The organism is Aureispira anguillae (assembly GCF_026000115.1).
Taxonomy (GTDB): domain Bacteria; phylum Bacteroidota; class Bacteroidia; order Chitinophagales; family Saprospiraceae; genus Aureispira; species Aureispira anguillae.
The window spans coordinates 2,110,553-2,123,163 of record NZ_AP026867.1; the positions used below are offsets into that span (position 1 = coordinate 2,110,553).

Annotated in this window: 13 protein-coding genes; 8 read left to right on the plus strand and 5 right to left on the minus strand. The window is 36.6% G+C overall.

Features of this window, described 5'->3' with window-relative positions; all coding sequences use genetic code 11:
* Nucleotides 1-23: 23 nt before the first annotated feature.
* The 3 genes from AsAng_RS08220 to AsAng_RS08230 form a co-directional block, all read right to left on the minus strand.
* Nucleotides 24-545: a hypothetical protein gene (locus AsAng_RS08220; RefSeq protein ID WP_264792287.1), complete on the minus strand. Its 522-nt coding sequence runs from the start codon at nucleotides 543-545 to the stop codon at nucleotides 24-26.
* Between the two features lie 88 nt (nucleotides 546-633).
* Nucleotides 634-1,008 carry a thioredoxin family protein gene (locus tag AsAng_RS08225; RefSeq protein WP_264792288.1) on the minus strand — a complete coding sequence of 125 codons (375 nt, stop codon included), beginning with the start codon at nucleotides 1,006-1,008 and terminating at the stop codon, nucleotides 634-636.
* 29 nt (nucleotides 1,009-1,037) lie between these two features.
* Nucleotides 1,038-1,544, minus strand: a complete 507-nt coding sequence (locus AsAng_RS08230; RefSeq protein ID WP_264792289.1) for a hypothetical protein — start codon at nucleotides 1,542-1,544, stop codon at nucleotides 1,038-1,040.
* 390 nt (nucleotides 1,545-1,934) lie between these two features.
* Between AsAng_RS08230 and AsAng_RS08235 the strand changes: the two genes are divergently transcribed.
* Nucleotides 1,935-3,194 (plus strand): c-type cytochrome, encoded by a 1,260-nt coding sequence (locus AsAng_RS08235; protein ID WP_264792290.1) that lies wholly within the window; start codon nucleotides 1,935-1,937, stop codon nucleotides 3,192-3,194.
* Between the two features lie 5 nt (nucleotides 3,195-3,199).
* Nucleotides 3,200-3,754 carry a hypothetical protein gene (locus AsAng_RS08240; protein ID WP_264792291.1) on the plus strand — a complete coding sequence of 185 codons (555 nt, stop codon included), beginning with the start codon at nucleotides 3,200-3,202 and terminating at the stop codon, nucleotides 3,752-3,754.
* Nucleotides 3,755-4,030: 276 nt separating this feature from the next.
* Here AsAng_RS08240 and AsAng_RS08245 read toward each other — a convergent pair whose 3' ends face one another.
* Nucleotides 4,031-4,477 carry a hypothetical protein gene (locus tag AsAng_RS08245; protein WP_264792292.1) on the minus strand — a complete coding sequence of 149 codons (447 nt, stop codon included), beginning with the start codon at nucleotides 4,475-4,477 and terminating at the stop codon, nucleotides 4,031-4,033.
* 121 nt (nucleotides 4,478-4,598) lie between these two features.
* Between AsAng_RS08245 and paaD the strand changes: the two genes are divergently transcribed.
* The 4 genes from paaD to AsAng_RS08265 all read left to right on the plus strand — a co-directional run bounded on the left by paaD (nucleotide 4,599) and on the right by AsAng_RS08265 (nucleotide 7,724).
* Nucleotides 4,599-5,090 carry a 1,2-phenylacetyl-CoA epoxidase subunit PaaD gene (gene paaD, locus AsAng_RS08250; protein ID WP_264792293.1) on the plus strand — a complete coding sequence of 164 codons (492 nt, stop codon included), beginning with the start codon at nucleotides 4,599-4,601 and terminating at the stop codon, nucleotides 5,088-5,090.
* Nucleotides 5,091-5,232: 142 nt separating this feature from the next.
* Nucleotides 5,233-6,012, plus strand: a complete 780-nt coding sequence (locus AsAng_RS08255) for an enoyl-CoA hydratase-related protein (RefSeq protein ID WP_264792294.1) — start codon at nucleotides 5,233-5,235, stop codon at nucleotides 6,010-6,012.
* 139 nt (nucleotides 6,013-6,151) lie between these two features.
* A complete protein-coding gene (locus AsAng_RS08260; protein ID WP_264792295.1) occupies nucleotides 6,152-7,294 on the plus strand; it encodes a 3-hydroxyacyl-CoA dehydrogenase NAD-binding domain-containing protein in 1,143 nt (380 codons plus the stop codon).
* 1 nt (nucleotide 7,295) lies between these two features.
* Nucleotides 7,296-7,724, plus strand: a complete 429-nt coding sequence (locus AsAng_RS08265) for a hotdog fold thioesterase (protein WP_264792296.1) — start codon at nucleotides 7,296-7,298, stop codon at nucleotides 7,722-7,724.
* 63 nt (nucleotides 7,725-7,787) lie between these two features.
* On the opposite strand, the gene AsAng_RS08270 is transcribed toward AsAng_RS08265, so the two are convergent.
* Complete coding sequence (locus tag AsAng_RS08270; RefSeq protein WP_264792297.1) at nucleotides 7,788-9,116, minus strand: T9SS type A sorting domain-containing protein; 1,329 nt, start codon at nucleotides 9,114-9,116, stop codon at nucleotides 7,788-7,790.
* A 444-nt stretch (nucleotides 9,117-9,560) separates the two neighbouring features.
* On the opposite strand from AsAng_RS08270, the gene AsAng_RS08275 reads away from it, so the two are divergent.
* Nucleotides 9,561-10,616: a 3-oxoacyl-ACP synthase III family protein gene (locus AsAng_RS08275; protein ID WP_264792298.1), complete on the plus strand. Its 1,056-nt coding sequence runs from the start codon at nucleotides 9,561-9,563 to the stop codon at nucleotides 10,614-10,616.
* Between the two features lie 211 nt (nucleotides 10,617-10,827).
* Nucleotides 10,828-12,435, plus strand: a complete 1,608-nt coding sequence (locus AsAng_RS08280) for a S8 family peptidase (protein WP_264792299.1) — start codon at nucleotides 10,828-10,830, stop codon at nucleotides 12,433-12,435.
* The last annotated feature ends 176 nt before the right edge of the window (nucleotides 12,436-12,611 follow it).

Sequence of the window (12,611 nt, forward strand, 5' to 3'; positions counted from 1 at the left end):
TGTATAAGGGGGGCTCTATTTTTCTAATCTAACAATAGTAACAAAGCAGCAGCAGCAATAGCTTCTTTGGTATTGCAATCATCTTTACTGCTATTTGGGCGTATTTGTCCAACGGTTACATAATCATATCTCCCTTCTTTTTTTTCAATCCAAACAGTTTTACTATCACTGCCATAGGTGCGTGCCTGACCAATGGTTACATAATCATATCTCCCTTCTTTTTTTTCGATCCAAATAGTTTCACTACTACCACCATTGTCTCGGACTTGCCCAACGGTTACATAATCATATCTTCCTTCTTTTTTTTCAATCCAAACTGTTTTACTGTCACTACCATTGGAACGTGCTTGTCCAACGGTTACATAATCATATCTCCCTTCTTTTTTTTCAATCCAAGTAGTTTTACTATCACTGCCATTGGAACGTGCCTGTCCAACGGTTACATAATCATATCTCCCTTCTTTTTTTTCAACCCAACATTGTGCGTTAGTTTGAAGAATGTTTAATAATAGTAGTGATGTTGTTAATAAAATTAAATTTTTCATTGTAATTTAAAATCTAGGTTATATATATAATTTTCAGTTACATGGGAGGAGTAGTTTGTTATTTGTTCTGTTTTTGTTGTAAAAAAAACTAAAAATGGTCAAGTTTTTCTTTTAATGGTGGGGTCTCAATGATCACCATCTGATCTACTTTTGAACCGTTTTTGTAAAGTACGGTTGTAGGCGTAGCTTTAATGCCTTCTTTTTCAAAAAAATCGATATTTTCATCATAATTGATCTTAAAAAATATTACCTCTTGATGTATTAGAGTAAGCTCTTCTACTTTGGGTAAGAAGTCTTTGCAGTAATCACACCATTCTGCTGCAAAAAAAACAACTACTTTCTCATTATTTTGAATGGCGATGTCAAGTGCTGCTTTATTAGCAAGGTTCTTAATATTCGATTGTGCTACAACAGATACGCTTGCAAAAGGCATAAAGAATAAGATGAATAAAATCTGTTTCATTATAATAGTTGTTTAGCAATTGATAAAATCTAATCTAACAATAGTAACAAAGCAGCAGCAGCAATAGCTTCTTTGGTGTTGCAATTATCTTTACTGCTATTTGGGCGTAATTTACCAACGGTAACAAAGTCGTACCCTTCTTTTTTATCAATCCAGATGGTTTCAATTCCTCCACCATTTTCTCGTGCTTTACCAACGGTAACAAAATCGTATCCTTCTTTTTTATCAATCCAAATGGTTTCAATTCCACCGCCATTTTCTCGTAATTTACCAACGGTAACAAAGTCGTATCCTTCTTTTTTATCAATCCAAGTGGTTTCAATTCCCCCACCATTTTCTCGCACTTTACCAACGGTAACAAAGTCGTATCCTTCTTTTTTATCAATCCAAGTGGTTTCAATTCCTCCACCGTTTTCTCGAGTTTTACCAACGGTAACAAAGTCGTATCCTTCTTTTTTGTCAACCCAGCATTGTGCGTTGGTTTGAAGAGTGCTTAATACTAGTAGTGATGTGATTAATAAGATTAATTTTTTCATTGTGATTATCAAATTTAGGTTAGTAATAAAAATGTTTGAATAATTGATATTGTAAATATGGCGCAAATAAACAAAGGTGATCCCAAATAGACTTTCACAGTTGATACCAAAATTTGACGGCTTGTTACATTGCTTTTCTTAGGGCGTTAAAATGAGGTTTTTATAAGTAAAGTGGATCAATTTTTTTGTAACTTCTAGAGTGTTTTTTGGGGTAAACAGCAATTTTATGGCATTCGTTATGTACTTTGTTAAGTCAAAGCCTAATTGCAGAGATATAGGTTATGGTTAAATGATAATTTATTTATTATGTTTTTGAATAAATCCATGCTTGTTTTTTATGTTTTAATCGTGTATTTATTGTTCGCTTGCACTCCAGAACAGTCTCAAAAAATGCCCGATATATTATCCCTAGCCAACCTTCCTGTTGCTACTCTTGAATTCCCTGCGAATCGAGATACCATTTTAACGAGTAAAGGAGGAATCATTTTTCACCTTCCTGCAAATGCTTTTTTGGATGCAGACAACAAGCCATACAAAGGGGAGGTTAAGATAGAATTAATAGAAGCTTTTGAGTTAGAAAATATGGTGCTGGGAGGGCTGACTACACATTCAGAAGATGGGCGTTTTTTAGAAAGTAGTGGAATGTTTCGTTTAGAAATAAAGGGAAATGGTAAGCAGTTAAAGATTGATCCTAAAAAAAAGATTATGTTGATGCTTCCAGTGACCAATTCTAAAGAAAAGGCGCAGTTTTTTTATGCAAGTCAAGAAGATTATCCTGCACTAAAGTGGATTTCATCAGAGCAACTCAATTTAAAATCGAACAATGATCGCTTATTGTTGGGGCATACCTTGTTATTTATGAATTGTGCTTCTTGTCATAACATGGATTTAGTTTCTGATATGACAGGACCAGCTTTAGTTTGGGTAACCAAACGCTGGAATACGATGGAAGAACTATTTGCTTTTACTAGGAATTCAGAAGCAACAGCTTTGGGAAAGAGCCTTAGAGCAAGAGCAATGGTAGATTGGGATGCCTCTGCTATGGTTCCTTTTGAAGATTTGACAGACGAAGAATTGAGTGCAATCTATTATTATATTGATGAGACTGCAAGAACAAGAGGAATTGATTCTTCCGAACATCGTGCATGGAGTGATGAAGAATATAAAGAAATGTTTGCTAAACAAAATGCCCTTAGGGAAAAATATTGGTTAGATTCAATTCGTCAAAAATCAACTGTATTGTATCGCATTCCAGCTCTTTTAGATACTCGATTTAGGTGGGGGAATATTAATCAATATATGAGGACAGGTGCCCCTGTGCAAAAAAAATTAGAGGTTGAAGTACTCGATGATTTTGACTATTCTTTTATTAAGGTAAGAATTATATTTCCTGATCGAAATGCTATTTTTAGTGCTTATCCATCCAAACAGGACAAAAAAGGCTATTATTCTTTTACAGAAGGGTATAATTTAGCAAGAACGCCTTTTCCTATTGGAGAAAAAGCTTATTTAATGGCAACAGCATTTAAGGAAAATGAGTTATATTTTCAACTAAAGGAAATTAAAATAGGAGATCAGGAAAGAGAGCAACTTAATTTAGAATTGTCTTCCAAAGAAGCGATTATAGAAACGATAAAAACAACCTTTTAATACTTATGGAGCACTTGGAAGATTTGCTAGACGATAGCGATATTAATAACAAGGAACTAGCAGCAGTCAATAAAGAGTTAAAAGGACTGGAATACTGGCTGTACATTACAGGACTTATTTTATTGATAGGAGGAACGTTGGTGGCTTTGGTTGCTTTTAAAATCCTCTTAAAAGAAAGGTATTATATGCCTGGATTAATACCTCTAGCCTTCTCAGGCATATCTATTGCTGGTGTGACTGCGGGAGGACTTGCTTACACCCATTTTAGGTATGCCTCTGCTATCAAAGAATTTAGAGGAGAAGAAAGCCCTTTGGCTTTTGAAAAAGTAGCTCGGAAAAGCCTAAACGATTGGCGGTTATTTTTTGTCTTTGCTTTTTTTATTACTTTAACCATAGGAGGTCTTATTGCGGTCGAAACCTATGAAAAGTATGCCTACACCTATGAACTTAAAGAGGATCGGGAAGCGGTAGAAGAATTTATGGTGCCTGATGAAGAATTTCCCTTGCAAGAAGCATTTGAAGAAGGGGAAGAACTAGATCCAGCTCCTCCTTCCAATTAGTTAGCGTAAAGACTATTTAATCTCTAAGAGCAAAGCTGCCCCTATTTTAATTGGTCCTTTGACAACTCTATCACGACAACGGAGTAGCAGTTCAGCTAAGTAAATGGTGTGAAATCGTAAATTACCTTGCCTGCTTATTACTACTTTTGTTATAAGTTATAGGTTGTAAGTCGTATGTCCTGTATTTACAGGAACTAAGCATACGACTTACAACCTATAACTTTCTACTAAAACTTTTAATTTTTACAAAAATCATCGGGCAGAGAACCCAAAGACCTATCCTCCTAAAGCAGCAAGCAGAACTAGAATAAAGTAAAATCCAATGATTACGGTGGTGGCAATTCCTGCAACTGTCCAGTAAACTTTTTGCTTTTCAAACGCTTCTTCTAAAGAGTAGTTTTTGCCTGTGTTAATAAATGATTTTAAACTGCTACCGTATTGAAAAATCAGGACACTCATATAAATAGCAAAGGACATAAACAGCAGACTCATAAACAACGTACCAAAATAAACGCCAGAATATCGGTACCCCGTTCCATTTGCACTAAAGAGATTAAATAGGGTGATAAACGTAATTATAATTCCTAGCCCAGCGAGCACAAAACCCATTATGCCAAGGTAGCGCAGCCAACCTGAGGTAACCTTTAAATCGGCTATAATTTTAGGCGTAATTTCGGAACCCGAACGGCTATCGTCCAAGATCCAATCTTCATTTTCTTTCATGGTATTCAGTGGTTAGATTTAATGTATAAATGTTTAGGAAGAAGTATAATTCTAAAAATTGATAGATGCAAACTTTGATTGCTATAATTTTAGTGTATTTTTGTCTAAACTATTGTATAAAATGGCAGATAAAAACAATAAAAAAATTTGGGATCTATTGGAGAAAGTAAGTGATCCTGAAATTCCTGTGTTGACGGTAGTTGATATGGGAATAATTAGAGCAGTAAAAACAACAGAAGAACAACTAGAAGTTGTTATTACACCTACCTATTCAGGCTGTCCAGCGATGGATATGATAGAGGTAGAAATTCGTGCAGTATTACAAGATCATGGATATGATAATGTTGTTGTGTCAACAGTCTTGTCGCCTGCGTGGACAACCGAATGGATGTCTGAATCAGGAAAGAAAAAACTAAAAGAATACGGAATTGCTCCTCCTGAGGGAGCTGTGATTGATAAGAGCGTTTTATTTGGAGCAGCAAAAAAAATAGAATGCCCTCGATGTGGCTCTAGAAATACCGAAATGCTCAGTCAATTTGGATCAACGGCTTGCAAAGCCTTATATCAATGTTCCGATTGCAAAGAGCCGTTCGATTATTTTAAATGTCACTAGCTTATCTAAGCATAGAATAGAACAAAACAATTGGAATTAAATAAAGTAAGGGTTTAGCATCTAAAATCGGAAGATCGGTTTTGGTTTGCCCTGTACTGAGATTCAAAAAACTATTTAATTAAAGGAAAGAAGAAAACGTAAAATGTCAGAAACCATTCTAGTTAAGAAAGAAAATGGCGTTGCAGTATTAACGCTCAATAGACCCAAGGCTTTTAATAGTTTTAATCGTGAAATGGCATTTGCCTTAATTGAAGCACTAAAAAATTGTGCTAAGGAAGAAGAGATTCGTGCAATTGTGTTGACTGGAGCGGGTAGAGCTTTTTGTGCAGGTCAAGATTTGAAAGAGGCGACAGAAGATAATGGGGTGAGTTTTGAAATGATTCTTAACGAGCATTACAACCCAATTGTTAAACTTATTCGCACCCTCAAAAAGCCTATAGTTGCTGCGATTAACGGTGTTGCTGCGGGAGCAGGAGCTAATATTGCCTTTGCTTGCGATATGACAATTGCTAAAAGTACGGCCAGTTTTACACAGGCATTTAGTAAGATTGGCTTGGTGCCAGACAGCGGAGGAACCTTCTTTTTGCCCCGTTTGGTAGGGTTACAACGAGCTACAGCAATGATGATGTTGAGCAATAAAATCACTGCTCAAGAAGCTGTTGATATGGGGTTGATTTATCAATGTGTAGAAGAGGCAGATTTTGAATCTACTGTGACTAAATTGGCAAATAAATTAGCAAAAATGCCGACCAAAGCATTGGGAATGACCAAAGAGCTTATCAATGCAGGGCTGACAAATGATTTGAATGCACAGTTAGACATGGAAGGGAGTTATCAGATTGAGGTCAGCGAAAGTTATGATTATCAAGAAGGGGTTAATGCCTTTTTAGAAAAAAGAAAACCTGAGTTTAAAGGAAAGTAAATAAGATCATTGCTCCGTGAAAAATCCGAGCAGGTCGAACAACAAATAATGTGGCTTATAAGAAAGCAAAAAATGCTCTTATGAGCAAAGTACATTAATAATTCACGGAGTATTATACGATAAAACAAAAATAGATAAAATGAAAGTAGGAGTACTTGGTGCAGGATCTATGGGGATTGGAATTGCGCAGATTGCTGCAACCTTTGGTCATGAAGTAGTTTTGTGCGATAATAATGCTGCAGCAATGGAGCAATCTATCCAACGATTAACGAAAATTTTATTGAGACTAGTAGAAAAGGGGAGAATTAGCCAATCTGATGCAGATGGATTGGTTGGTCGAATTCAGACTACTTCTATGATTAATGAATTTAACGATTGTGATATTGTTATTGAGGCAATTATTGAAAACTTGGACATTAAAAAATCGGTGTTCCAAAAAATGGAGGATGTGGTTAGCAGTCAATGTATTTTGGCAACCAATACTTCTTCTCTTTCTGTTGCTTCTATTGCAGCGGCTTGCCAAAAGCCAGAGCGAGTGATTGGAATTCATTTCTTTAATCCAGCACCTTTGATGAAGTTGGTCGAAATTATTCCTGCTATCCAAACTAGTGAAAGTGTATTGGAACAGTCAAGAGCTTTGATTGATAGTTGGAAAAAAGTTACAGTATTGGCAAAAGATACCCCTGGTTTTATTGTTAATCGTGTAGCTCGTCCTTTTTATGGCGAGTCGTTGCGGATACTAGAAGAGGGGATTGCTGATGTGGCAACCATTGATTGGGCGATGACAGAATTGGCAGGCTTTAGAATGGGACCATTCACCTTGATGGACTATATTGGGAATGATGTTAATTATGTGGTGACCGAAACGGTATTTACCGCATTTTATTACGATCCAAGATACAAACCTGCTTTTACGCAAAAGCGTCTTTCTGAAGCTGGATATTATGGTAGAAAATCAGGACGAGGATATTATAATTATGCTGAGGGAGCTACTAATCCAGCACCAACAGAGGATCAAGCACTTGGTCAAAAAATTGTTGATCGAGTGGTTGTAATGTTAATTAACGAGGCTGCTGATGCGTTGTTTTGGAATGTAGCATCTGCTCAGGATATTGATCTGGCAATGACCAAAGGCGTTAACTACCCCAAAGGGTTGTTAGAATGGGCAAAGGAAATTGGTTATCAGAACTGTGTAGATCGATTGGATGCACTTTATAACGAGTATCACGAAGATCGTTATCGTTGTAGCCCTATGTTGAGAAAATTAGCTAAAGAAAATTAGGATGGACTCAAAAGAAAAGGCACACAAAATAGCAGAGGAACAAATGTACAATCAAGATGCTTTTAGCCAATGGTTAGGCATTGATATTGTTGCCTTGGATGCTGGTCAGGCGGTCTTGAAAATGGTCGTTCGAAAAGAAATGACAAATGGCTTTGGCATAGCGCATGGTGGAATTACCTATTCTTTGGCAGATAGTGCTTTGGCTTTTGCGGCGAATGCACACGGTCGCCAGAGTGTTTCTGTAGAAACTTCTATTTCGCATACACAATCTGTTAAGACAGGAGACGAATTAACAGCAACAGCTTGCGAGGAGAGTTTGAGTCACAAGATTGGGGTGTATAGAATTATAATTACCAATCAGGAAAAAGTAACCGTTGCCGTTTTTAAAGGAGTGGTTTATCGAAGTTCTAAAGAATGGCCTTTGTCCTAAAATAAAAAGAGCGTGAATTTGAAAAAATTCACGCTCAACATTATGAGTAAAATAACTAGGTTATTATTTCTTGGTAAATTGGCTTAAATAAGTTCCTTTTGGAGTTTTTATCTGCATAAAATAATTGCCCTTGTTCAATGTTTGAACAGAAAAGGTAGTCGCTGTTGTTTGGAGAACCAGAACTCCCAATGTATTAAAAACAAGCACCTCTTCAACTTCTTCTAACGCTATTGTTAATTGCTTGTTGGCAGGATTAGGATAAACAGTGACGGGTTCAGAACTTGCTAATTTTTTAACATCAACTCCAAGCGTATTTTCAAACCAATCTACAAAATGCCCAGATCTAGAGCTGGAAACAATATCCATTCTATTGTCTTGGTTTAAATCGACGGCGATAACATTCCATGCGCCATCCGCTTGGGTATAAACAGTATGCATGTTAAAATTTTGGTTGCCATCATTTTCAAACCATGCAATTCTGTCATCTCCTAAAGAAGAAGCCACAAGATCCAAATCTGAATCGCCATCCATGTCCGCTGCAATTAAGCAAGTTGGTCCATCCATCGCATAACTAATGGTATGTACGGTAAAATTCTGAAGGCCATCATTTTCATACCAAACAAGAGAATCTCCATAAACACTTGGAGCTAAAAAATCTATGTCTAAGTCGTTGTCTAAGTCTACCGCATTAATTGTAAACGCACCTCCACCCAAAGTAGCTACAGCGTGTTCTGTAAATTGTTGACTGCCGTTGTTCTCATACCAATTAATGGTTCCATTAGTTTCTGAGGAGCCAACAACATCTAGGTCACCATCATTGTCTATGTCTTCAATGTCTAAATCTACCGCCCAATTGATATTGGTAGTGATGGTGTGGGGAGAGAAGTTTTGATTGCCATCATTTTCATACCAAGCCAATTTATTGTCCAGTCTAGAAGCAGATAGTACATCTAGGTCTCCATCTTGGTCTAGGTCTATGGCTCTGACATCTTCGGCACCATCCGCATTGGTCGAAATTAAATTCATCGTAAAATTTTCAGAACCATCGTTCTCATACCAAAGGACTCGATCATTCATAAAGGAAGCAACTAGCACATCTAGATCGTTGTCTCCATCCAAATCAACAACAAAAACAGATTCGGGGCGATCCACTTCTCCTGTATTGCTGATGATGATTTTGGTGAAATTTTCGGAACCATCATTTTGTGCCCAAGAGATTCTACGACCACTAGCTTCTGCCGTAACAATATCGAGATCGCCATCACCATCCAAGTCGATGGCTTGTGAGCTTGCTGCCCCTGTAGCATGGGAGACCGCTTGTTTGGTAAATGGAATTTGGGCATTAGCTAATCCTGCCCAGAATAGGCAAATTAATAGTAAGTTGTTTTTCATAAAAAATGGTTTAAGATTTAGAAATTCACAACTCAAAAATAAGGGATTGATTGTATTGGAGCAATAGCAAATAATGAATCGGTATTTTTTTATCTTGAAAAGAGCAAATTACTTAATGAAAAGAGCATTTTATTTGATGAATAAAAGTCAATAATCTATTTATTAGGCGATTATATTATCTTGCACCAATCGAAGAATTGATGTTGTCGGTCGAAAAAGCATTCGTTTTTATTGGAAAAAATAGATATTTGTTAAACAATTTAATAATAATAATATTTATATTGGCTACACATAAGGGCAAGAAAAAATGACCTATTTAAAGTTTATGTTAAATTATGGTGTCATTTTTATTTTTAGTTTAGCGGGCTAGAATCTACTTTCTACTTTATTTTTTGAAAAAAAAACTTATTTTTACGGCACTTTCAATAACTAAAAAAGCTATAGATGACACAGATCAGAACTAAAATAGAGGGCTTAGGTTTTTTTGTACCTAAAAATATTGTTACCAATGATGATTTAACAAAAGTCATGGACACTAGTGATGAGTGGATTCGTGCTAGAACAGGAATCGAAGAGCGTCGTTACATCACTCGTTTTGAAGATACGCCTTCAACAATGGGGGCTGCTGCTGCTAGAATAGCAATGGAGCGAGCAGGTGTTAAGCCAGAGGACATTGATTTTGTTATTTTTGCAACTTTAAGCCCAGACTATTATTTTCCAGGTGGAGGTGTTTTGGTGCAACGTGAATTGGGATTAGGGCATTGTGGTTGTTTGGACGTTCGCAATCAGTGTTCAGGTTTTGTTTATGGCTTGTCAGTGGCAGATCAATATATTCGAACAGGAACCTATAAGAACATTTTGTTAATTGGTTCAGAAGTACATTCTGCGGGAATTGATTTCAGTACTAGAGGGCGTGATGTAACCGTTATTTTTGGAGATGGAGCAGGAGCAGCAGTTTTGCAACCTACTACCGAAGAAGGCAAAGGCGTTTTAACTACTCATTTGCATGCTGATGGGCGTTATGCAGAAAAACTAGCATTTAAAAACCCAGGGTCACATGCAGGAGTATTTACAGGCGAAACAGATGTCTTTCCAAAAGATGATCCTTATGCTTCTTTAATGATTACACCAAAAATGGTAGAGGATGGCGACCATTACCCTAATATGGACGGGCAGTTTGTCTTTAAGAATGCTGTGCGACGTTTTCCTGAGGTAATTGGAGAAGCACTTCAAGCAACGGGCTTATCTGTTAGTGATATAGATTTGTTGGTGCCTCATCAAGCCAATTTGAGAATAGCGCAATTTGTTCAGAAAACACTGCAATTGCCAGATGAAAAGGTATATAACAATATCCAAAAATATGGAAATACCACAGCGGCTTCTATTCCAATCGCTTTGACAGAAGCTTGGGAAAAAGGGCTAGTAAAAGATGGCGACCTAGTTTGTTTAGCTGCTTTTGGTAGTGGATTTACTTGGGCAAGTGCCTTAATTAGATGGTAGCGTTTGATTTTAACAAAATATTGACCTTGGGTTTAAAATCTTGTTAAATCATTTTTTTTGATAAATTCGGCATTGCTATTGAATTTAGGGATGTCGTAAGTAAGATAATCTTTACTTTGTCAAAAGCATTTCAGTTGTAGATTAACTGAATTAGATGTGGCAAAAACATTACTTAACAATAATAATTATTATTCAACAATTTAACAACAGTATGAAATTAAGAAATATTATATTTCCTGTTTGCTTAGTTGCTCATTCTCTTTTTGTAAACGCCCAAGACCAAGCTCCTGAGAATTGGTATAACTTGGATATGGGTACTGATAAAGTACAAGGTGTTAGCACAGAAAAGGCTTATAAAGAACTATTGAAAGATAAACAATCTTCAACAGTTGTTGTGGCTATTATTGATTCAGGGATTGATGAGGAGCATGAGGATCTAAAAGATGTAATGTGGATCAATAAGGGTGAAATTGCTGGTAATGGCATTGATGATGATAAAAATGGATACATTGATGATATTTATGGCTGGAACTTTATTGGTGGCAAAGATGGAAAGCATGTAGGAAAAGATAGCTATGAGTTAACTCGTTTATATGTTTATCTAAAAAATAAAAAGCGCAATAAAAAAGAAGAAGAGCAGTATAAGAAGATTAGAGAAGAGTACGATGCAAAGGTAACTGGCATGCAAAAAAACATGCAAGAAACACAGGCTATTCACGGTGTGGTTACTGCTTTGTTGGATGCGCTAGGTTCTAAGCCAATGACGGCTGAAAATGTAAAAGCTATTGAGGCGAAAGGTGAAAAAATCACCATGGCTAAGCAATTGTTTGAGGCTGTATTTGTTCCTCAATTGGCTGTTCAAGGAAAAACAGAACAAGACACCATTAACGGTAAAGAGATTGTTAAACAATTGGAAGGTGCCTTGGAATATTATGGTGGCGGATTGGAGCATGGATACAGTGAGGAATTTGATCCTAGAGATATTGTAGGAGATAACTACATGAAATCAAATGAAAAGTTCTATGGCAATAATGACATTACTGGTCCTGATGCAACTCACGGAACGCATGTTGCTGGAATCGTTGGTGCTGTTCGTACCAATGACCTAGGAAACAAAGGAGTTGCTGATAATGTACGTCTAATGGCTGTACGTGTAGTGCCTGATGGAGATGAGCGTGACAAAGATGTTGCTAATGGTATCATTTATGCCGTTGATAATGGAGCTAAAATCATCAACATGAGTTTTGGAAAAGGTTTCGCTTTTGACAAAAAAATCGTTGATAAAGCTGTAAAATACGCAGAAAGAAAAGGTGTATTATTGGTACATGCTGCTGGTAATAGTGCTTTGAATACAGATGTTGAGAGCAACTATCCTAATAAATATATGAAGGATAAGAAAAATAAGGTTTATAAAAACTGGTTAGAAGTTGGTGCTCTTTCTTGGAAAGGTGGTGCTGATGCTCCTGCTGTATTCTCTAACTATGGCAAAGACAATGTAGATTTGTTTGCTCCTGGTGTTGACATTTATGCTACAGTACCTGGTTCTAAATATGAAGCATTGAGTGGAACTAGTATGGCTTCTCCTGTAACTGCTGGTGTTGCTGCTTTGGTATGGTCTTATTACCCAGAGTTGACAATGAAAGAATTGAGAAAGTGTTTGGTAGAATCAACGGTTAAGGTTACAGATCATGTTAATCTACCTGGTTCTCATGGCGCTAAGCAAGTTGAATTCAAAGAATTGTGTAACACAAGTGGTGTTGTGAATGCTTATAACGCTTTGAAAATGGCTGAGAAAATAGTCGCTGGAAAGAAAAAATAATCATTGTATACCGCATATTCTTTATAGCCCTCTTCTAGTTTTTTACTAGAAGAGGGCTTTTTATTGGATAGATTAGGTACTTAAAAAAGTGCTTGGAAATAAGGGATTTTTTGAAAAAAGTAATATATTGATAGTCAGGTAGTTTGCTTGGGTCGAACAATTGTTTTAAAAAAAAG